Below are 19913 nucleotides of genomic sequence, written 5' to 3' on the forward strand. Positions count from 1 at the left end.
CGTTTCACACTTCACCAGCCCGGTTGGCGCGAGAGCGGCGACCGGGCTCTTTCGTTTCAGGAGCTTGAGATGCCTGACTACACCATTGAGACAAGCTACCGCTTGCCAGCCTACCGTCATCGCACCTACCAGGCCGACACCGCTGCGCTCGCCTGCCGGCAGGCCATCGAGGACGATGACTGGTCTGGCGAGAAGCTGAGCTACGAAGATGCCGGCGAGACATACGTGTCCGGCATATGGAACGGGGTCGATGTCGCCTATTCCGGTCAGGCAATCCCTATTCCCTCCCACTTTTCGGAAACGACCGAGCGAAAGGTCAGGCACTTCGAAATCCTGCTTGGGTTGCTGAAGCTTCTCCTCGCTGACCTCAAGGCCGGCCGGGCGGCATCGGACGACTGGATCGAGCGTGCCATCTCTGCCGTCGCGCGCGGCGAGGCGATCCTCTCAGGCGCTCGCGATCCTGACGATCCTGCCGAGGGGGAGCGGCTATGACGCAATACAAAGTCAAAATCGGATTCTGGCTGAGCGCCTATGACGGGTTCACTCTCGAGGCCGATAGCGATGCCGAGGCGATCGAGAAAGCCAAGGCAGCCGCCACGGTGGCCATGGAGGCATCCGATCAGCCGGAACACATCGAGATCGATCAACGGCGTGAAGGCACCATCATCTATATCGATCGCGTTACAGCGGAGGGAACGGAACCCGTCATCGAAAATGTCGAGTTTGACGACGACCGCATCCACCCCGCGCCAGCGCGCTGAGCTTCATCCCTTTTCTTTCCACCAACCCGGCCATCACGCCGGGATTTTATCTTTCAGGAGACGACTTATGAATACCATGATTTCCAGCTCGCCCGCCGTATCGTCCGGCTTCAAGGTCGACATCTCGCGCGGCGAGCGCATCGGCCGTGTATCGTCCGAGTGGTTTTCGCGGCCGGATGACGAGCGTTACCTCTCGCTCTCCGACCTCCACCGCGCGGTCAGCGAGCGCACGGAACGCGCCCGTGTCCGCACCGTCGAGAGCGCGGACATCCGCGTCGAGGCGACACGCGACAACGCCGAGCGCCTTTCCCTTGTCGTTCCCGGCAGCCGTGTGCCCCTGGCGCCGACCCATTGGAGCTATGGCCAATTGTGCAGCCTTGTCGGCGCGCCGGCGAGCTACATGCGCCAGCTTCCCGCGCCGCTTGCCGCGATCAATCTTCAGCACGGGCTGCTGAACCACAGCGCCGAACGGGTCAAGACCCTGGAGATGGACGACGGGCGGGTCGAGTTGCGCGCCGTGACCGGCCCCGAATACGGGCGCATCTGGGATAAAGAACTTGTCGCGGCGGTGATGAGCATTGCCGGCAATGGGACCGGCGACACGATCTGGAAGGTGCCTGGCGTCCTCGACTGGTCGACCATGACGCACAATCCTTTCGTCGACGTGACCAAAGACACGACGACGCTCTACGCCAGTGACAGGGACGTCTTCCTGTTTTTGGTGGACGATACGCACCCCATCGAGGCCGGTCGACTGCCAAATGGTGAGCCGGATCTCTATTTCCGCGGATTCTATGCCTGGAATTCGGAGGTCGGGTCGAAAACGCTCGGAATCGCCAGCTTCTATCTGCGTGCCGTGTGTATGAATCGGAACCTCTGGGGCTGCGAAAATTTCGAGGAAATCACCATTCGGCACTCGAAATTCGCCGCAAAGCGCTTCGCGCACGAGGCCGCTCCGGCACTGATGAATTTCGCAAACTCATCGCCCGCGCCCTTCATCAACGGTATTCGTGCCGCCCGCGAGAGAATAGTCGCCCGCAACGAAGAGGACCGGTCCAGTTTCCTGCGCAAGCGTGGTTTCCCGAAGGCGGAAACCGGCAAGATCATCGACACGGTGCTTGCCGAGGAGGGCCGCCCGCCGGAATCGATTTTCGATTTCGTTCAGGGCATCACTGCCCTCGCGCGCGGAAAAGCGCATCAGGACACGCGCCTGGAACTGGAGGGGAAAGCGCGCAAGCTGCTCGAAAGTGCGGCCTGACCAGATTCCGCTCCCCCAATTGCCCCTTGATCTCATCAGCGCCCGGCCATTGTGCCGGGTGTTCGCCATTATGGAGAACTCAGAATGACCAGCTTTTCCTTTCACGCACAGGTCGCCGCGGAGGCTATCGAAAAGGCGGCCGCCTTTTCAACGCCTCGATCGACGATATTCTCAACGAACTCCTCCAGAACGCACGGCGCGCCGGTGCTACGAAGATCTTGATCGACCAGATCGACGATCCGCGGTTCGGGCAGGCAATCCGCATCGCCGATGACGACGCGGGCCTCGCCGACCCCCGCTCGCTCTTTTCTCTCGGACGGAGCGAATGGTCGAAGTCTCTGTCTCTGTCCGAAGACGCTGCCGGCATGGGCTTCTTTTCCCTTGCCAATCGCGGAGCGATGATCGTCGCCGGCCAGCAAGGCACCGGCCAGGCCTGGACCATCGCGGCGACACCGGATGCCTTTCACGGGCAAGGAACCGGTCACGGTCGACGCCGGTCCAGATGGCCATCACGGCTTGACCGTGATCTTCCCGGAAAAGAAGGGTGAGTATTTTGCGACTGCGGTCCGCCGTGCTGCTCGCTTTTTCCCTGTTCCCGTCATTTTCAATGGCGAGGAAATGCCGTCCTCGGACTTCCTCGACGGCGCGGATCACATCGAGGAATGGCAAGGAATTCGGATCGGCGTCTTTGGCCGGGATGTCTCCCGCTACCACGATGACAACGCCAATTTCCATGGCGTGACGCTGAAGATTCCTTTGCCTGAGCTTCAGCAATCCTGGCATCGCAGCTATTTCGCGCGCATCGACGTGGTAGATTGTGCCCATCTCAAGCTCGTGCTTCCGGCCCGCAAAGATGTCGTGCGCGATGCGATGTTTGTCGAGCTCCTCGAAGAGATCACGCGCCTTCATTTTCGCATGGTCGCAGCCGGCGGTGCGCACAGCTTGAAGTTCAAGGACTACCACTTCGGCCGGACGCTTGGCATCGACCTGAAAGCGGCCGTCCCGCTCCTGCGACCATTTACGCCTTCGTGCGCGGACACGGACAGGATTGTTGTTCTCGCGCCGGAGCCGGTCGAGAGCGAGGCGTTTATCTACGAAGGCGAAGGTCCGCTCAAGGAGCAGACGTTTGCCCGTGCAATCGCGCGATTGGACCGTGCTCCGGCGCACTTCGAACCGCATGACGCGTTTACCGGACACGGCTGGTACGACGCGCTGCCCTGTATCCAGATCAGATCCTACAGGATGGAGATTGACGGCGCGACCGAAGAAAGAGAACCCTTCGATCTCTTCGGCGCAAACGCGCGGCCGGATCGCCTGCAAGTCGTTCTGGACGTTTCGGGCTCGGAAGAGACGGAATGGGTGCTGGAGACCGACCTGATTGTCCAGAGACCTGATCATGGTGCTTTGGACGAGGTGGAGATTCTCGTCACCGAGCGGTCGGCTATCACCCCGTCGGGGCTGACGGCCTTCCTTGTCGATGCGCTTTATTCTCCCTCGGACGATGCGGAAGCCGGCTCCGACGAGCAGCAAGAGCGGTGGTTTTCCGACGAAGCAGAGGATCTGAGCATCGCTTTGCTGGAAACGGCCCACGCTGCAGAATTGAACGCGATCGTGCGTGTCGTCGAACGCGAGTTGGTTTGGCGCGTGCATCGCGAAGGAGCGTTCCTGATCAGGATCGACCATCGCAAGATCGCGGTCGAAGGCTTCTCCCCGCCCGACGGCGCGCCGGCATCGGCAGCCGCCACGTCGCACGCAGCGACGTAGCCCTCATCAACGAAGCGCGCGTTCTTCCCATCGACCCGGCCACCGTGCCGGATTTTTTGTATCGACTGAAAGGCAGTCTCATGGCCAATCTCGAAACCCGAATCTACGCCTATCCGCCAATCCCGCTTGCCGATATCACGCCGCTCGAAAAGCTCGTGCTGACCCACGTTCTCGAATGCAGCGAGAGCGAAGCCGGGCTTGTCCTGTACACCGACGTCGGCCCGGTCAACCCGATCAATGTGAAACGGCGGGCGCTGCTAGACGCCTTTGGCGCCTCGGCGCCACAGGCAGACAGCGCACTCAATGCCTTCATTGGCGGCCGCATTCTCGCGCTATTGCCGACGTCGCCAGACGGTGATGACGTCGGTGCGGATATTGATCTGAGCGTATTCCCGTGGCCGTTCATCGTGCATGATATTGTTGCGCGCTCGCCGAGCCTGGCGGAGGTCACGGTGATCCAATGGATGAATCATCCTTCGCAGCGGCTGGAGACCTATGGCGCCAGCGTGTCCCTCATCACCGGCAAGGGCATCCATCACGCGACCAGCGCGGATCTGCTGAACCGGTTCCGTTTGCAGGATCGTGCGCTGATGCCCCCGGTCTCGCCGCCTTCGTTGCGAGACGGTGCCCCGGTTGTCGCCCCTCGGTCTTTCACCGTCGGCGAGATGGAGACGGCTCTCTGCATCTGGGAGCCCATGCTTTACTTCCGCGGACTTCACGAGGATCGCCGTCCGGTTCCCGATGGCGTTGTCCGCATGTCCGAATTGTGGGACGCGACCGGCTGGCTGGCGATGCGGGCTCATGTCCTGGCGATCGGACCTCTTGCAGAGCAAACGTACACCGCTCTCTCGGATGCTTTGGAGGAAGGCGGATTTACCTTCGATTTCATTCCCGCTGTCGTCGGTGCGTTGGACTGGTCTGAATACGGGCCGCATCGGGATGGCGAACCCGAGGAATTTCTCGAGACCGTCATGGCGTCGGTCGCTGGCCGCCGACGTGACGTTGCGGCTGAAGCACTCTCCGGCGAGAACCGTCTCGCGCGAAAATCCTGATGCATGGACTTCGCCAGTCTATGACGCGATCAGGCGCTGATCCCGGCCGGGGGCCGGCGTCGCCTCGGATTCCGGCGTCTGCCCGTGGATCATCGACACAGCTTCGGTGCCCATCTGTTCGACCTCGACCACGTCGCTGGCGGCCTTCAGGTCGATACGCCCTCAGATCGGCGTTTCTTTCCGGGGGAGGCGCTGCCGATTCTTGAACTCGACGACGAAAGGCTTTTTCTCAGGCTTCCTGATGTTCCGGCTGAATGTGGCAGATGGCTGTCTTCCATCAGCTGCTCTTATTCGCGGGAGCGTGTCAACGGCCTGCGTCGTGAAGTCCACGATCAGGGAATCCGGGGGATTTCGCCATCCCCGACACGCCAGACCCAAGGTGTGATCTCGGGTCTCGTTTCGATCATGTCGGCAAGTGCGTGCTCGTAGTCGTCGCCAGCGCTTGCCGGCACGATGAACATTGCCACCGGCGCTGGCTTTTGTTCCGGCAACGTCACCGACACGATCGGCGCATCGCGCGGAAGGTTGAAGCGCAGGCCCTTCACGCTCTTCCTCTTGAGATGGCTGAGCTTCTCCAGCAGGCGCAATTCATTGATGTCCTCGAAGGGCAGCCAGTGCTCGTTCACCACCATCAACGCGATCTCCTCGACCGATGTGATGCCGGAGGTCGAGATGCCGAAGGTGGCGATGACGATCAGGTGGAACGTCTCGCTGGAGCGCCACAATTCGAGTTCTGTTTCGTAGCGGGCTGCCAGCCGCCGCCAGGCCCGATCCTCGATCATCAGGGGGAACGGCATGTGCCGCACTACGATTCTCTGTCCCTCGCGGGCCGGTGAAAACTCCTTCACCTCGGCGACGATCATCATCAGCTTGCGCGGTCCCGAACCAGCAGCCTGCACGGGTTTCAGCGCGGTGGCGCGCCGGGCGGCGATGCCGTCCTTGTCGTCTGCCTGGTAGACCTCCGGCACATACAGCATGTCGCTGAGTGATCCACCTCTTGCCGTCATTTGCGACGCCGCGTTGATCAAGCTGATGCGCACACGGCCCCAGCCGCGCCGTCCGGCCCAGACAGAACGCCATTCGGTCAGCTCGCCCGCCTCCCAGAGATAGTGAAGCATCGCCTTGAGCGACAGCTTGCGCGGCTCGCTGCGAATAGCTGGTTCCGACTGTTCCGCCGCCGTACCGTCCGCAGCGCGGGGCCCCCGTTTCGTCAGGGAAAAATCGAGCTTCAGGTCGGCTTTGCCGCTGGCGTCGATCTGGATGGCGCTGCCGATGAGCGGCCCGAGGCCGGAAAGCTCATATGGCGGTTCATAGGAAGGACAGGCCGGATCGTGCTCGCGTCCGGTTAGCGGCATGCGTTTTACAAGATACTGGTCGTCCGTTCGGGCGATGTACATCGCAACAGCCGGCTGCCTGCACATGCACATCGGGCGGAGCCGCTCTTCATAGGCTCGCGGAAGAAGCGCGCGGAATTCCGGGGAATTTTCCGAGTATACCGCATCGCCGATCGTGAATGTTCGCACTGTCGCTCTCCCCATCTCGGTCCCAATCCTGCGCGGCGTGGTTGCGTTATACTATCAAAAATCCGTATAGTAAAACTTCCATCGTAGGCTTATCTGATCGGCCGAATGATGGACGCGGCGCGACCGTCCGCATGCAGGAACGTCCCGCGGGAAAGAGATTGGCGCTGTTGCGCGGCCGCACACCGCTGGGAGAAGTTTCTCCGCTGCCCCTTTCGGGCCGCCATCCATTCCAGCCGCTGGCAATCGCCGGCATTGTCCACTCCCCTCGAGCCCGGCCCCGCGCGGGGCTTCTGTAATTCAGGAAGTTCGTATGTCCGAAGTCATTGAAACCACGGTCTACAAATTCGAGGAATTGTCGGTAAGAGCAAGGGAGACCGCTCGCGCCTGGTATCGAGAGGGCGGCTTTGACTATGAGTGGTACGAGTTTGTCTTCGAGGATTTCGGCCGAATATGTGAATGCCTTGGCGTTCGCCTTAAAACGTCGCCGGTTCATCTTGTTGGCGGCGGCACACGGGATGAGCCAAGAATACATTTCACGGGTTTCTGGTCTCAGGGAGACGGTGCGTCTTTCCAGGCACTCTATTCCTATCGAAAGGGAGCGCCCAGTGCGATCCGGGACTATGCGCCGAAGGGTACGACGCTGCATGGGATTGCCGACGGCCTGCAGGCAATCCAGCACCGCAACTTCTACCAGCTTTGGGCCGATGTCAGCCATCGCGGGAACTACTATCACGAATATTGCATGGCGATCTCCGTCAGGAGAGAAAGTCTCAACTATCAGGACATGACCGCTGACGCTGAGGATACGGTCATCGAGGCTCTTCGCGATCTCGCCCGATGGCTCTATCGCCAGCTCGAGAACGAATACAACGCGCTGACCTCCGACGAAATGGTCGACGAGACCATCGAGGCCAATGCCTACACCTTCACTGCGTCCTGTCGCCAGTTCGGATAATCCGGCGCCGGGGCTCCTCCCTCTAGATCTGGACGCGAGGGAGAGGGCGGCTGCGGGCCGGGCGGCCCGGCTGAGGTGGAGAGAGTGCACGGTCGCTTGGGCTTATCCCCTCGCGCTCCACGGAATATCGCCGTGAATGATCCTGGCTACCCACGCCTTCGCATCTGCGCGGATGCGAACTGGCGCGCCATCGTGCGCGCCGCCGCCTGCGAACTCGATCGCAGGATCCGGCACGGTCCTGCCTTCCGCTTCGCGCGCAAGCGCTTCTAGCGCTCGATGCTCGCAGAGCATCGGCTCGACCGGCGCGAGCTCGTCAATGCCTTCCGACTTCGACGCCTCACAACCGCGAGATGCTTCGCATCTCCGGTCCCGCTGTCCGGCCGCCGGATTTTGTACCGATGCACAGCGGGTCTTCTCGCATTCCCCTCCTTAAAAAAGGAACTCAACAATGCAGCAGATCGCGACAAACGTACTCAGGACTCGCCCTCGCTTCACCATTGAGGAGCATATGCACAGTTCGAGGGGCATCCCAATCTTCATTTGCGCTATTGGCGACCAAGCCGACCGCCCCGAATTCGACGCACTCCGAATTCAGGCGCGCAAGCAGGGTGGATGGTACTCCCGTCCCTGGAAAAGCATGCCGGGCGGTTTCGCATTCAAGAATCGTGCCGCGGCCGAACGATTTGCCGAGCCCGCAGGCCCGGACGACAAAGAAGAAACCGATACCGCCCCTGAGCCGGTCCCCTCCATTTCCACGAAACTACGCGGTTTGGCGGACGAAATGGAGTGCGAGATCGAAGCCAGCTTAGCAGAACGCTCGACCAACACGCCGATGCAGCGGTTCTATGCAGCCCTTGCCTGGATCCACGGCAATCGCCTTTTGCGCACCCAGGCCGCTTTGCGTGCGCTCGCCGACGCTCACATCGCGAAGACGGTTCCAACCGAACTCGCCGATATCGCAAGGAAATCGCAGGTCTATGATCGCTTGGGCACTTTGTTTGATCGATCCTCAGCCGGATACTATGACGTTGGATTCGACACTGGCGCGCCGCAGTGCGACGACCCCGCGGCGCGCGCTCTTTGGCGTCTGATCGGAACCGAAGATTCCATCGATCCCTCAACGGAACTCAAGCAGGACGGCATATCGACATCCGCAGACCGCGCCTCAGAAGATCCCGTAGGCGTGCGCGGATGTGCTGGCTGACAGCTTCGGCCGACACTCTAAGCTCGACCGGAACTGGATCAACGAGTGTGTTGCCGTTGACGGCCGAATTCTGACGCATCTCTTCGTCGATATCGACGATCTTTTCGTCGAGGCGGTTTCCGTCGTCTCGACCCGATAGCCGCAGGTGGAGCCAGCATTTCACCTTCCATCCTCCCAATCAGGCCGGTGCTCCGAAAGGAGCATCGGCCTTTCTGCATTCAGGAGAGCAACATGAGCCTGTTCATCCTCGCCTTGCCCTACGCCGCAACGCCAGTCTTCCTGAACTTTCGTTCGGAAGTCGTCGAGCCGACCCGATTCGCCATCGTCTTCTGGGACGGCCCGGGCGACACGCTCTACGCCTTCGAGGACGGGGAAGCGTTCGAACGCCAGCGCGCGGCCGTCGAGCGCAACCTTGTTCATGTGCATGAGCTATCCGCTGAGCAGGCGGCCGCATGGATCGCCGCCGGCCGCAACGCCGTCCTGCACGAAGTCTCGGTCGCCGGCGTCGGGGCTTTCGGAAACCTCAAGCTCGCGCCCGGCTGAAGGCCGGACGCCGCCGCCTCTGCCGCCGAGAGGGAGAGAGAGGCCGGAAAGGGGTGGCCTGGCGGGATTGGAGAGCGCCCCGGCGGCCGGCTCTTTCCCGCTCTCGATGAGGTTTCCCATGAACGCTTTATCCTCCCGCGGCGCGAACGCGATCGCCGTTGCGCCGCGCTCGCCAGAAGAACGCAGCCGTGCGAGCGGCATCCTTGCGGCCGGAGGTGTGCTCCTGCCGCTTCTCGAATCTGGCGATACGATCACATCCGGCCATCTGCGTGCCATCCTTACCACTGAATTCGGCGGCTCGGATGCCGAAGGTTACTGGTCGTGGAAGGACGCCTACGAGGCGGCCGAAGCGGCCCAGGTTCTTTTCCTTCGCAAGTTCGGCTCGGCCATTTCAACCCGGACGAATACACCCGCGGCGGCCCTTTCCATCCTGACCAGGCTCGCCGCGCTCATTCCGACACACACGTGCCGATCCGAGGAAGGCCAGAGGCTCCAGCAGTTTTCCACGCCCGTACCGCTCGGCTATGTCGCGGCCCGGGCCGCCGGCATCATGGCGGATGACGTCGTCCTCGAACCTTCCGCCGGGACCGGCCTCATGGCGATCTTCGGCGAGATCGCCCGCGCGCGCCTTATACTCAACGAATACGCTCCGGTCCGCCATTCCCTCCTTGAGCATCTGTTTCCCGGAGCACCGGTCACGCACCACGACGCGGCCCATATCGACGACTATCTCGATCGCGCCGCTCGCCCCACCGTCGTGTTGATGAACCCACCGTTCTCCGCCGGGGTGCATGTCGAGGGCCGTATGACCGATGCAGCATGGCGGCATCTCACCTCGGCTTTCGCCCGTCTTGCTCCGGGTGGCCGCCTTATCGCCATCACCGGCTCCAGCCTTTCTCCCGACACCCCGAAGTGGCGTGACGCCTTCATTCGCTTGCAGGAGCGCGGCACGGTCGCGTTCAGCGCAGCGATCGCCGGCAGCGTCTTCGCCCGCCACGGCACGACGATGGAAACCCGCCTGACAGTCATCGACAAGATTGCGGCTGCCGATCCGACGAAGCTGGTCGCAAGCACGGGTGTCGCACCCGATCTCACCACATTGCTGTCCTGGATCTCCGGCCTGCCGCCGCGCTCGCCGTCGACCGCAGCGAACTCCATAGGCGCGCTGTCCAACGGCCTTCTTCGCGCCTGCGCCGCGAAAATGGCTGCCCGCAAGGCCGCCGAGACGCTACGTCCCGCCGCCGTCACGGGATTGCGGCCGAGCCCCGCGCTCTCTCCCCGCTCACCGAACCGGGCGTCATTGGCCCCCGCGCCTACCCATGACGAGATCGTCGAACTCGCCTACGAGCTACGAGACGCGCCGCCGTCGACGCGGCTGGATGCCGCCGATGGCATCTACGAACCCTACGAGCTCCGGGCGATCCACATCCCGGACGCCAAGCCGCATCCTGACAAGCTGGTCGAGTCCGTCGCCATGGCGTCGGTTGCCCCGCCCAAGCCGAGCTACCGGCCCCATCTCCCCAGGAACGTGATCACCGCCGGCGATCTTTCGGACGCCCAGCTCGAAAGCGTGATCTATGCCGGCGAAGCCCATTTGGGCCATCTCGCCGGTTCTTGGAAAGTCGATGCCTCCTTCGACAATCTGACGGCCGTCACCCCGGAAACCGAAGGCGCGGTGCGATATCGCCGTGGCTGGTTTTTGGGCGACGGCACGGGAGCCGGGAAGGGTCGGCAGGCCGCGGGCATCATTCTCGACAATTGGCTGAAGGGACGCCGGCGGCACGTATGGATCTCCAAGTCTGAGACCCTGATCGAGGATGCCCAACGTGACTGGAGCGCGCTTGGTCAGGAGAAGCTGCTGGTCACGCCTCTGTCGCGCTTCCGGCAGGGCAAGCCGATCAAGCTGGATGAGGGCATCCTGTTCGTGACCTTCGCGACGCTCCGCACGGACGAACGCGAGGGCAAGCGCTCCCGCGTCCAGCAGATCGTCGACTGGCTCTGCGAGGGCGAGGATCATGATGGCGTGGTCGATGAAGCCAGGATCTTCGATGGCGTCGTCATCTTCGATGAGGGGCATTCCATGGCCAATGCCGCCGGCGGCAAGTCCGACCGTGGCGACAAGGCCGCCTCGCAGCAGGGCCGCGCCGGCCTTCGCCTTCAGCGCGCCTTGCCCGATGCACGCGTCGTCTATGTCTCGGCAACCGGGGCATCCGAGGTCGAGTCGCTCGCCTATGCGGAGCGGCTCGGTCTTTGGGGCAGCACCGACTTCCCCTTCGCGACCCGCAGCGAATTCATCGCCGCTATCGAGGATGGCGGCGTTGCGACCATGGAGGTGCTCGCCCGCGACCTCAAGGCGATGGGCCTCTATGCCTCCCGCTCGTTGTCGTTCGAGGGCGTTGAATATGAGTTTCTCCAGCATACGCTGACCGAAGAGCAAGTCCGCATCTACGACTCCTATGCCGAGGCTTATCAGGTGATCCACAATCGTCTGGATCAGGCGTTGGAAGCTTGCAGCATCACCTCGCCGACCGGCACGCTCAATAAGAACGCCAAAGCCGCGGCGCGTTCCGCCTTCGAGAGCACGAAGCAGCGTTTCTTCAATCACCTCCTGACATCGATGAAGACGCCGACGCTGATCGGCACGATCAACCAGGACGTTGCGGACGGCCATGCCGCCATCGTCCAGCTGATCTCGACGGGACAAGCGATAACCGAACGGCGGCTTGCGGAAATCCCGACAGAGGAATGGAACGACATTCAGGTCGACGTCACCCCGCGCGAGATCGTCGCGGAGTACCTGATGAACTCCTTCCCGACCCAGCTCTTCGAGGAATACACGGACAGCGAAGGCACGCTTTTATCCCGGCCGGTCTATGACGCCGACGGCAATGCCGTCCTTTGCCGCGAGGCCGCTGCCCGTCGTGACGAATTGCTCGAAAAACTCGGCAGCCTGCCGGCTATCCCGACCGCACTCGACCAAATCGTCCAGCATTTCGGGACGGAGAAGGTCGCCGAAATCACCGGGCGCTCCCGTCGTATCGTTCGCCGGGATGGTGATGGTGCCTTTGCACGCTTTGCCGTCGAGAGCCGTCCTGGCAGCGCCAATCTCGACGAAACGCGCGCGTTCATGGACGACCAGAAGCCGATCCTGATCTTCTCGGAAGCCGGTGGAACCGGGCGCTCCTACCATGCCGATCTCGGCGCGAAGAACCAGCGCCAGCGCCTGCACAACCTGCTCGAAGCCGGCTGGCGCGCCGATGTGGCGATCCAGGGCCTCGGGCGCAGCCATCGCACCAACCAGGCCCAGCCGCCGCGCTTCCGGATGGTCGCGACGGACGTCAAGGCAGAGCGCCGCTTTTTGTCGACGATCGCCCGGCGGCTCGACACGCTCGGCGCGATCACCCGCGGCCAGCGCCAGACCGGTGGTCAGGGCATGTTCAGGAGTGAGGATAACCTCGAATCCCAATACGCGCGCGATGCGCTGCGGCAATTCTACAGGCGCGTCCATAGCGGCGCGGTCGCGGGCTGCTCGCTGGAGACCTTCGAGGCGATGACCGGGCTTTCCCTTTCAGACGAGGATGGTGGGTTGAGGGATGAATTGCCGCCGATCCATACCTTCCTCAATCGGATGTTGGCGCTAACCATCGCCATGCAAAACCTCCTTTTCGAGTCCTTCGAGGAACTGCTGGCTGCCCGTATAGAGGGGGCGATCGCCGCCGGCGTCTACGACAAGGGCCTGGAAACGCTGACTGCCGATCGCATGACGCTCAAGGGTCGCAAGCTCGTCTACACCCATCCGGTCACGGGCGCGCAGTCGCACCTCCTGACGATCGAGCGCATGGACCGCAATCGACCGATGCTCATCGAGGATGCCCTCCGTCTGGTGGCGCAGGACCCGCGTGCGAAGCTGATGATCAACGGGAAGTCCGAACGCGCCGCAGTCATGGCCCCGACACGCTCGATCATGCTCGAAGACGGCTCGCTCCAGCCGCGCGTGGCACTGATCCGGCCGATGGACGAACTGCGCTTCGAGATCAGCCATCTCGAAGAGACGAACTGGGAGGAGGCGGACGAACGGATCTTCGCCGCGGCCTGGAATGCCGAAGTGGCCAGCGTTCCCGAGTTCTCGACGTCGACGCTGCATGTCGTCAGCGGGTTGTTGTTGCCGATCTGGAAACTCCTGCCGCAGGACTATTGCCGGGTCTACCGCCTGCAAATCGAAGATGGCGAGCGCATCGTCGGCCGGGTGATCGCGCCGGCCGGCCTTTCACGGCTGTGCAACAATTTCGGGATCGACCGGAGCGATGTGCTCAACCCGGAGCAGGCGTGGAAATCGGTGGTCGATGGCTCCTCCATCATCAGCCTTGCCGGCGAGATGACGGTGCGCCGCGTCCGGGTCATGAACAACAACCGCGTCGAACTGACCGGCTTCACGGACGGGATGCGCGACTGGTTGCGCTCCATCGGGCTGTTCTCGGAGATGATCGCATGGAAGCTGCGCTTTTTCATTCCGGTCACCGATGACGGTGCTGCGATCCTTTCGTGCCTGATGCAGCGTCATCGCTTGCTCGATGTCGTCAGCCGGCAGTGAAGGAGGACCGCCATGCTCTCAGCTTCCGAACTGGCGAACCGTCTCGCGCGCGATGCCGAGGCGGTCTGCCGGCATTACCTCTCCGCCGGCCGCAGGGCCGGCAATTACTGGATCGTCGGCGACACCGCCAACAGCAAGGGCAAGTCGCTCTACGTCCATCTGTCCGGTCCACGTGCCGGGCGCTGGGCCGATGCCGCAACGGCTGAATATGGCGACCTGCTCGATCTCGTGCGCGAGACCTGCGGGCTGGTCGATTTCCGCGACGTTACCGACGAAGCTCGGCGTTTCCTTAACGAGCCCCGTCCCGATCCGGCGGCGTCCCGCAGGGGCGACGATCGAACCGATCCGCCGGTCGACAGACCGGCAGATGAGCGCGCGCAGCGCCTGTTTCGCATGTCGCAGCCGCTGGCGGGGACTTTGGCGGACAGCTATCTGCGCAAGCGCGGTATCCTGCGCGCATCCCTGCACCCCGCGCTTCGCTATCATCCGTCCTGCTACTATCGCGATCTCGTGACGGGCCGGACGAGCAGCTTCCCCGCGCTGATCGCGGCCGTGACCGATCCCGGCGGCACGATTTCCGGCGTCCATCGCACCTGGCTCGACCCCGACGGTGGCGGCAAGGCGCTGGTCGACGATCCGCGCCGCGCGCTTGGCGGCCTGCTCGGCAATGCGGTTCGCTTCGCCTTTCCTGTCTGCGGTCCCGTGCCTGTCATGGCCGCGGGCGAAGGTCTCGAAAGCATCCTGTCGCTGTCGCACGTCATGCCCGCCATGTCGATGGCCTCGGCACTGAGCGCCCATCACCTCGCGGCCTTCGAGCCGCCGCCTGAATGCATGCGCCTCTACATTGCCGCCGACGCGGATGCCGCCGGCCGGAACGGCATCGAGAGATTGAGCCGCCGGGCGCAGGCTCGCGGGATCCTGCCGCTGGTGCTCGCCCCTGATCTCGGCGACTTCAACGACGATCTGCGGCTGGACCCGAGCCGGCTCATCGCCAGTCTCCGGGCACAACTCGCCCCGGAGGACGCAACCGTCTTCCTGCCGTCGTGATGAGGCCGTGATGGGGAGATGCGGCGGGGCGGGAGCGTCGGAGGGGAGGGCGGCCATGCCGGTCGCCGCACGGAGAAGCGCGCGCCTGCGGGCCTGCCGAGAGGCGACCCTTACCATCAGGCGTTCGGGCCTCCAACCGCCGGAGGCCCGGTTTTTTCCCCGCGCCGGCGGAGCCGGCGCTCCTCGCGGAGCAAAAAACCTGTCCCCGGCGGCCCGGCGCTGCGCTGGGCCGCGGCGCGAGCGCCGCGGTTCCGGTCCGCTCGCCGGATGGAAGGGATCGGCGTCAGGCCGCGAGAGGCGCGGCCCCAACCGACGGAGACCATCATGAACGTCCAGCTTCCCATCGACGCCGCTACCGACCTCCACCACGCATCGTCCCCGACCGACCGGATCATCTACGAGATGCAGGTCTATGGTTATCGTCCCTTCCAGGACGAGCCGGACCCGCGCCCCTTGCCGGAGGAGGTGGTCGTCCAGTCTGCACTGACCGCGATGTTCGATGCGTTCGTAGAGATGCTGGGTGACACCCGGCTCGAACCCGATCTCGAAGATATGCTCTGGTCGACCGTCAATCTCTTCCACCGTGCGGGGGAGCGTATCCAGCGCGAGCTGCAGCGCAACGAGGACGCCCAGCGAAACGGGCAGCGTGAGCAGGACGGTTCGGAGGTCAAGAGCGTCGAGCTCGAACGGCACATCATGGAGGGCATCACGCTCCTCGAGCGCCGCAACACCTTCGAGTTCATGCGCGATTTCGCCTCTGACCTCTTCGAGGCGCAGACCGGTTCGACATGGCGGCCGCGCACCGGCTCCAAGGTCAATCACGCCAACATGACCGCGGCGATGATCGATAGCAGGGACTTCCTTTCCGCCCGCCGCCGCGCCGAGACCGAGATTCTGATCCCGGCCGGTACCAAGATCGCCTTCGGGGGCGGCCTGGACTACAACGATCATGACCGGATCTGGGCCGCACTCGACAAGGCGCTCGCCCGGCACGCCGACATGGTGCTGCTGCACGGTGGCTCGCCGAAGGGCGCTGAACGCATCGCGGCGTGCTGGGCCGAATCCCGCGGCGTGACGCAGGTCGCCTTCAAGCCGAACTGGAGCAAGCACGCGAAAGCCGCCCCGTTCCGCCGAAACGACGATATGCTCTCCGTGATGCCGGCCGGCGTCATCATCTTCCCGGGCTCCGGCATCACCGAAAACCTTCGCGACAAGGCCCGCCGCTTCGGCATCACCGTCTGGGATCTGCAAGGAGACGGCGCGTGAGCGCCGTTTTCCTCCTGCTGGCAAATCTCAAGCCTTGCATTTTCGAGGAATTGTGTACACATTTCCTCGGAAATGGAGCGACGCAATGGCTGAACCTCGACACATCACATCGTCTCCGCGGCGCGTCGGCGTGCGGGAGTTTCGCGGCAACCTGACATCCTTCCTGCGGCAGGTCGAAGAAGGGCAGCGCTTTGTCCTGACGTCCCATTACAAGGTAGTTGCGGAGATTGGACCGCCGTCCTCCGATGTTGCAATCCGCAAGCCGGGTGCTTTGCGCGGCAAAATCAAGCTTGCCGATGATTTTGACAGTCTGCCTGCGGACGTCTTGAAGGCGATGGAAGACGGAGCGTGAGGCTTCTGCTCGATACCCACACGCTGCTGTGGTGGTTGAATGACGACGAGAAGCTGGGCGGTCGCGCCCGCGGCCTGATCGGCGATCCCGCGAACGACGTTCTTGTCAGTGCCGTTTCGCTCTGGGAGATCACCGTGAAGCTGCGCATCGGCAAGCTCGATGCGGACATCGAGGAGATTCTCGGCATTCTCCCGGGCCAAGGGTTTCAGCGCCTCGATATTTCCGACGCCCATTTGGTTGCGCTGGCGGGACTGCCGGTTCATCATCGCGATCCGTTCGATCACCTCCTCCTGGCGCAGGCGCTCGCCGGGATGCGCATTTCGTTTCCGAAGATCAGAACGTGCCCCTCTACGGTGTTCCATTCTTCACCTGCTCGGACCCTGCGACCTGACCAGTTCCATGGCAACACCATCGGCCGGTTCAGCAAGACGTTCATGATGAAGATCGCAACAGCCTTTGCAGGTGCGCGCACGTCCAGCCGCCACGTCAGCAGGCTGGACTGAGTTCAGGCTGCCAATGGCTGCGCCTGCCAACCCCAATCGACAACCGGAAACAGAAAAGCCTGCCGCGGGAGGAGGTGCGGCAGGCTTCTCAAACTGTGACCGGCGACTGGGAGGAGGAGTGCCGCCGATCCGATGCAAGCGATCCCGGGAGGAGGAGTGGATCGCCGGCGCTGTGAGGCTCGCGGGAGGAGGTGCGAACCTCATGGGCTCAATATGCCAATCGCTTCCGCCCTGCAGAAGTCCCTTTGTGCGCAGGCCAGCGTTGCACATTGCGCACGTCAATTGCAGCAGGTTCGCGCCGTCGATGCCGATTTTAGCTGGGCGCCCCTTGATCGACGGACCAGTCTTCCACACGCAGGCCGTCCACCCGGTTGAACTCGTCGAGATTGTTGGTGACCAGCACCAGGCCGCGGGCCTTGGCCTGGCCGGCGATCAAGGCGTTGTAGGGGCCGATCGGGGTTCCCTTTACCGCGAGAACTGCCCGGACCTCCCCAGCTGTAAAGGCGTCGCGCTGATCGAAATCAAGGATCGGAAAATCCGCAAACAGCAAGCGTAGGGTTTCCAGATTGTGCTGGACCTTCGCACTCTTATGCGCCCCGAAGTACAATTCACGGGCCACGATCGACGAGAGGCCTATCGACGGCATCGTAAATTTAACGGTGACGAAACAAGCGGAAATAGAGCCACACCGCGTGGGCGATGATTTCAGCAGGAAAGCGGTGGCGGCGGTAGAGCGGATCACGGTTTGTCATGCCTCTTCATCGCCAATCAAGCTCCACGTTCCGTTAAGTTTACGTTGCCCGCTGAACGCATCGCGGCGGGGGCTGGGCCGAATCTCGCGGTGTCACTCAGATCGCCTTCAAGCCAAACTGGAGCAAACACGCGAAGGCCGCCCCGTTCCGCCGCAACGACGAGATGCTCTCCATGATGCCGGCCGGCGTCATCATCTTCCCCGGCTCGGGGATCACCGAAAACCTGCGCGACAAGGCCCGCCGCTTCGGTATCACCGTCTGGGAACTGAAGGGAGAGGGCGCGTGAGCGCCCTTTCTCTCTCTCTCTCTCTCTCTCTCTCTCTCTCTCTCTTCAGGCTCCTTCCGACGGGCATTCAGCCTGGCGTCGAAGCGGCTTTAAAGTTTCGGGCGAGGGTGCCCCATCAGGGCCTCGTATTCGCGGTCCGTCAATCGTTCGACGATGCGCAGCTGCGCGGGAATGTCCATCCGTTCGTGAAGAACGGCGGCGACGACAAAGGTCGCGTCTTCCACCACGATATAGGCAGCATAGTGATGCTCGATCTTGTGGAGGCGGAACAGGGAATGGCCCACCCGCTCGTCCTTCTTCATGCGCACACGGGCATAGGCTTCAGGGATCTCCTCGAAGCCTTTCCGAAGCAGGCGTCCATAGGCTTTCGCCTGCTGCGGCGACCAGATCCGCGCCGTCTCGCGGATCGCCAGACGGTAGTTTTCCAACGCCGTCGGCAGGATAAGGATGTGGGGAGCCACTACCGCAGCTCTTCGTCCAGTTCCGCGTCGACGGCATCCAGGGCGGACAGGGGCCGCACCTGCCCGCGCCGGAACTCTTCCTCCGCTTTCAGCAAGGAGCGAACTGCATAACGGCGGTCTTCCTCGCGCGCCATGTCTTCGCGGATCAGCGCGCGCACATATTCACTCGGCGTCGTGTACTGGTTCTTGCCGTTTGCGCGCATGTCGACGAAGGCGCGCATTTCATCGGGCAAACTTACATGCAGGCTGCTGGTCATGGCAGCGCCCTCCCGGTTGGAATTGTCGAGGCGGATTTTCCCGCACCAGCACCTCAATGTCAATATTTGACATCGGCCTAGTGCTGCCGGCCCGCGGAACTGCTTCGCCGTTCCGCTCCTTCGAGACGATGCGCTGGCCTAGAGGGAGAGGTGGGCCGGGAGGGGGAGGCCTTTTGGTAGAAAAAGGAGAGCGACCATGGCGATGATATTTGTAGGCGGATCACGCGACATATTCGAACTGCCGGAACCGGTGATCGCGCGCATCGGTGCGATGATCGCCGCCGAGCATGGCGTGTTGGTTGGCGATGCGCCCGGAGCCGAGGCGGAGGCGCAGAGCCTGCTCGCCGGCTATGGCTATGAGCATGTCGGCGTCTTCCATGCCGGCAGCGAGCCGCCCAACAATCTCGGCGACTGGGCGGTCTATCACCGGCCCGCGCCGGGAGGCGCGCATGGCTACGCCTTCCATGCCGAGAAAGACCGCGAGATGGCGTGGCGCGCCGATTACGGGCTGATGGTCTGAGATGGCGCTTCGCCGGGAACCTGCCTCAACATGCTGCGCCTTGCGGCGGCCGGCTCGCCCTGCGTCGTCTACGACACGATGCGCAGCGCGAAGTTCACGCTTCGAAAAGTTTCCGATTGGCAGGAGATGCTGCGCAACGCCGGCCGGGATCTCGTGGGGCGGATCGAGGCGCGCATGACCGACGAGGAACGCCATCTCGCCAATGGGCGATGACGCGACGGTTCGGCGGACGTCGTGCCCGCCCGCGGCCGGCCGACAGCACGCCGACGTTTGCCGCGATGATCCCGGTGGCTTCCCGCCGCCCGTAAGGAAGCCGGCCCCTTGCGCGGCCAGTCCGCTCGGCCTCTCCGGTGTCGTGTCCAGAAAGATCGTCTTCGTGCCGTCTTCGCGGCCGGGGCGCTGGCCTGGACCGATGCGGAAGATAATGCCTGTCTCGAAGACCTCCATCCGGGTCGAGACGCGGCATATCGGACCCGCTGCACGTCTCACCCCAGTCCCAAGCCACGCCGTCGAACGCCGGGCGCTTGCGATGACGTCGGCACCCCGGAGCGCCCTCGCGGGGTGGTCGTGCGGGAAGAGCGGCGAAGGTAATGGCCGGCAGACCGACAGGCAAAGGCGCATCCACGAGCAGGACTGGACTCTGGCGGAGAGGCTGCAAGTCGGGACGCCACGGCAGGCATCGGCTCCGGTTCCATCCGGCCCGTTCCCATTGATGCCGACTTTGTAGAGGACTGCCTGCTTTTGCGGCCAACCCCTGAAGGGGTAAGACTCGACAGAAATTTTTGCAAAATTCGATTTCGGTTTGTCCGCTTTGGCGG

General features: G+C 63.0%; 21 protein-coding genes and 3 pseudogenes. 19 read left to right on the forward strand and 5 right to left on the reverse strand.

The window, feature by feature from the left end; translation table 11 throughout:
• Positions 1-69 precede the first annotated feature (69 nt).
• From K0P03_RS21580 to K0P03_RS21605, 6 genes are all read left to right on the forward strand, one after another.
• Positions 70-492 carry a hypothetical protein gene (locus tag K0P03_RS21580; protein ID WP_272790628.1) on the forward strand — a complete coding sequence of 141 codons (423 nt, stop codon included), beginning with the start codon at positions 70-72 and terminating at the stop codon, positions 490-492.
• Positions 489-761: a hypothetical protein gene (locus K0P03_RS21585; protein WP_050746504.1), complete on the forward strand. Its 273-nt coding sequence runs from the start codon at positions 489-491 to the stop codon at positions 759-761. Before K0P03_RS21580 ends, K0P03_RS21585 begins: the two co-directional genes overlap by 4 nt.
• A 67-nt stretch (positions 762-828) precedes the next feature.
• On the forward strand, positions 829-2019 hold the full coding sequence (locus tag K0P03_RS21590; RefSeq protein ID WP_272790629.1) for a DUF932 domain-containing protein: 1191 nt from the start codon (positions 829-831) through the stop codon (positions 2017-2019).
• Between the two features lie 218 nt (positions 2020-2237).
• Positions 2238-2567: a hypothetical protein gene (locus tag K0P03_RS21595; protein ID WP_272790630.1), complete on the forward strand. Its 330-nt coding sequence runs from the start codon at positions 2238-2240 to the stop codon at positions 2565-2567.
• Complete coding sequence (locus K0P03_RS21600; RefSeq protein ID WP_272790631.1) at positions 2536-3783, forward strand: hypothetical protein; 1248 nt, start codon at positions 2536-2538, stop codon at positions 3781-3783. The genes K0P03_RS21595 and K0P03_RS21600 overlap by 32 nt, the downstream gene beginning before the upstream one ends.
• Positions 3784-3863: 80 nt before the next feature.
• On the forward strand, positions 3864-4835 hold the full coding sequence (locus K0P03_RS21605; protein WP_272790632.1) for a hypothetical protein: 972 nt from the start codon (positions 3864-3866) through the stop codon (positions 4833-4835).
• A 332-nt stretch (positions 4836-5167) separates the two neighbouring features.
• Here the strand turns inward: K0P03_RS21605 and K0P03_RS21610 are convergent, their stop codons facing one another.
• Positions 5168-6358: a DUF1173 domain-containing protein gene (locus K0P03_RS21610; protein ID WP_037409586.1), complete on the reverse strand. Its 1191-nt coding sequence runs from the start codon at positions 6356-6358 to the stop codon at positions 5168-5170.
• A 310-nt stretch (positions 6359-6668) separates the two neighbouring features.
• Here K0P03_RS21610 and K0P03_RS21615 point away from each other — a divergent pair, with 310 nt between their 5' ends.
• The 10 genes and pseudogenes from K0P03_RS21615 to K0P03_RS21660 all read left to right on the forward strand — a co-directional run bounded on the left by K0P03_RS21615 (position 6669) and on the right by K0P03_RS21660 (position 16707).
• Positions 6669-7313: an antitoxin of toxin-antitoxin stability system gene (locus K0P03_RS21615; protein WP_272790633.1), complete on the forward strand. Its 645-nt coding sequence runs from the start codon at positions 6669-6671 to the stop codon at positions 7311-7313.
• Positions 7314-7445: 132 nt separating this feature from the next.
• Entirely contained in the window at positions 7446-7583 is a 138-nt protein-coding gene (locus tag K0P03_RS21620) for a hypothetical protein (RefSeq protein WP_245290287.1), read from the forward strand.
• A 178-nt stretch (positions 7584-7761) separates the two neighbouring features.
• Positions 7762-8517 (forward strand): hypothetical protein, encoded by a 756-nt coding sequence (locus tag K0P03_RS21625; protein WP_024271592.1) that lies wholly within the window; start codon positions 7762-7764, stop codon positions 8515-8517.
• A complete protein-coding gene (locus tag K0P03_RS21630; RefSeq protein ID WP_272790634.1) occupies positions 8507-8656 on the forward strand; it encodes a hypothetical protein in 150 nt (49 codons plus the stop codon). Before K0P03_RS21625 ends, K0P03_RS21630 begins: the two co-directional genes overlap by 11 nt.
• 92 nt (positions 8657-8748) lie before the next feature.
• Positions 8749-9060, forward strand: a complete 312-nt coding sequence (locus K0P03_RS21635) for a hypothetical protein (protein ID WP_272790635.1) — start codon at positions 8749-8751, stop codon at positions 9058-9060.
• Between the two features lie 118 nt (positions 9061-9178).
• Positions 9179-13651, forward strand: a complete 4473-nt coding sequence (locus K0P03_RS21640; RefSeq protein ID WP_272790636.1) for a strawberry notch-like NTP hydrolase domain-containing protein — start codon at positions 9179-9181, stop codon at positions 13649-13651.
• Between the two features lie 12 nt (positions 13652-13663).
• Positions 13664-14698 carry a DUF7146 domain-containing protein gene (locus K0P03_RS21645; RefSeq protein ID WP_272790637.1) on the forward strand — a complete coding sequence of 345 codons (1035 nt, stop codon included), beginning with the start codon at positions 13664-13666 and terminating at the stop codon, positions 14696-14698.
• A 324-nt stretch (positions 14699-15022) separates the two neighbouring features.
• On the forward strand, positions 15023-15964 hold the full coding sequence (locus tag K0P03_RS21650) for a DUF2493 domain-containing protein (protein WP_272790638.1): 942 nt from the start codon (positions 15023-15025) through the stop codon (positions 15962-15964).
• Between the two features lie 85 nt (positions 15965-16049).
• On the forward strand, positions 16050-16316 hold the full coding sequence (locus K0P03_RS21655; RefSeq protein WP_272791089.1) for a type II toxin-antitoxin system Phd/YefM family antitoxin: 267 nt from the start codon (positions 16050-16052) through the stop codon (positions 16314-16316).
• A pseudogene (locus tag K0P03_RS21660) lies at positions 16313-16707 on the forward strand (type II toxin-antitoxin system VapC family toxin). Before K0P03_RS21655 ends, K0P03_RS21660 begins: the two are co-directional and overlap by 4 nt.
• A gap of 425 nt (positions 16708-17132) precedes the next feature.
• On the opposite strand, the gene K0P03_RS21665 reads toward K0P03_RS21660, so the two are convergent.
• Both K0P03_RS21665 and K0P03_RS21670 read right to left on the reverse strand, forming a co-directional pair.
• Positions 17133-17498, reverse strand: coding sequence for a type II toxin-antitoxin system VapC family toxin (locus K0P03_RS21665; RefSeq protein WP_272791090.1), 366 nt, complete (start codon positions 17496-17498; stop codon positions 17133-17135).
• Positions 17491-17571: pseudogene (locus K0P03_RS21670) on the reverse strand (IS6 family transposase); the annotation flags it as partial. The gene K0P03_RS21665 and the pseudogene K0P03_RS21670, both read right to left, overlap by 8 nt.
• Positions 17572-17644: 73 nt before the next feature.
• Here K0P03_RS21670 and K0P03_RS21675 point away from each other — a divergent pair.
• Positions 17645-17857 (forward strand): annotated as a pseudogene (locus K0P03_RS21675) (hypothetical protein); the annotation flags it as partial.
• Positions 17858-17946: 89 nt separating this feature from the next.
• On the opposite strand, the gene K0P03_RS21680 reads toward K0P03_RS21675, so the two are convergent.
• Positions 17947-18318 (reverse strand): type II toxin-antitoxin system RelE/ParE family toxin, encoded by a 372-nt coding sequence (locus tag K0P03_RS21680; RefSeq protein WP_023517354.1) that lies wholly within the window; start codon positions 18316-18318, stop codon positions 17947-17949.
• On the reverse strand, positions 18318-18575 hold the full coding sequence (locus K0P03_RS21685; protein WP_023517353.1) for a ribbon-helix-helix domain-containing protein: 258 nt from the start codon (positions 18573-18575) through the stop codon (positions 18318-18320). The genes K0P03_RS21680 and K0P03_RS21685 overlap by 1 nt, the downstream gene beginning before the upstream one ends.
• A 196-nt stretch (positions 18576-18771) precedes the next feature.
• Between K0P03_RS21685 and K0P03_RS21690 the strand changes: the two genes are divergently transcribed.
• Positions 18772-19095 carry a hypothetical protein gene (locus tag K0P03_RS21690; protein WP_023517352.1) on the forward strand — a complete coding sequence of 108 codons (324 nt, stop codon included), beginning with the start codon at positions 18772-18774 and terminating at the stop codon, positions 19093-19095.
• 30 nt (positions 19096-19125) lie between these two features.
• Positions 19126-19308, forward strand: a complete 183-nt coding sequence (locus tag K0P03_RS21695; protein ID WP_023517351.1) for a hypothetical protein — start codon at positions 19126-19128, stop codon at positions 19306-19308.
• Positions 19309-19913 lie beyond the last annotated feature (605 nt).

Origin of the sequence: Shinella sp. HY16 (assembly GCF_028534175.1) — a bacterium.
GTDB lineage: Bacteria > Pseudomonadota > Alphaproteobacteria > Rhizobiales > Rhizobiaceae > Shinella.

What these genes read in the sequence shown, in the direction of transcription:
- K0P03_RS21580 (WP_272790628.1), top strand. Translation starts at nt 70, where the DNA reads ATGCCTGACTACACCATTGAGACAAGCTACCGCTTGCCAGCCTACCGT.
- K0P03_RS21585 (WP_050746504.1), top strand. Translation starts at nt 489, where the DNA reads ATGACGCAATACAAAGTCAAAATCGGATTCTGGCTGAGCGCCTATGAC.
- K0P03_RS21590 (WP_272790629.1), top strand. Translation starts at nt 829, where the DNA reads ATGAATACCATGATTTCCAGCTCGCCCGCCGTATCGTCCGGCTTCAAG.
- K0P03_RS21605 (WP_272790632.1), top strand. Translation starts at nt 3,864, where the DNA reads ATGGCCAATCTCGAAACCCGAATCTACGCCTATCCGCCAATCCCGCTT.
- K0P03_RS21615 (WP_272790633.1), top strand. Translation starts at nt 6,669, where the DNA reads ATGTCCGAAGTCATTGAAACCACGGTCTACAAATTCGAGGAATTGTCG.
- K0P03_RS21625 (WP_024271592.1), top strand. Translation starts at nt 7,762, where the DNA reads ATGCAGCAGATCGCGACAAACGTACTCAGGACTCGCCCTCGCTTCACC.
- K0P03_RS21635 (WP_272790635.1), top strand. Translation starts at nt 8,749, where the DNA reads ATGAGCCTGTTCATCCTCGCCTTGCCCTACGCCGCAACGCCAGTCTTC.
- K0P03_RS21640 (WP_272790636.1), top strand. Translation starts at nt 9,179, where the DNA reads ATGAACGCTTTATCCTCCCGCGGCGCGAACGCGATCGCCGTTGCGCCG.
- K0P03_RS21645 (WP_272790637.1), top strand. Translation starts at nt 13,664, where the DNA reads ATGCTCTCAGCTTCCGAACTGGCGAACCGTCTCGCGCGCGATGCCGAG.
- K0P03_RS21650 (WP_272790638.1), top strand. Translation starts at nt 15,023, where the DNA reads ATGAACGTCCAGCTTCCCATCGACGCCGCTACCGACCTCCACCACGCA.
- K0P03_RS21655 (WP_272791089.1), top strand. Translation starts at nt 16,050, where the DNA reads ATGGCTGAACCTCGACACATCACATCGTCTCCGCGGCGCGTCGGCGTG.
- K0P03_RS21685 (WP_023517353.1), bottom strand. Translation starts at nt 18,575, where the DNA reads ATGACCAGCAGCCTGCATGTAAGTTTGCCCGATGAAATGCGCGCCTTC.
- K0P03_RS21690 (WP_023517352.1), top strand. Translation starts at nt 18,772, where the DNA reads ATGGCGATGATATTTGTAGGCGGATCACGCGACATATTCGAACTGCCG.
- K0P03_RS21695 (WP_023517351.1), top strand. Translation starts at nt 19,126, where the DNA reads ATGCTGCGCCTTGCGGCGGCCGGCTCGCCCTGCGTCGTCTACGACACG.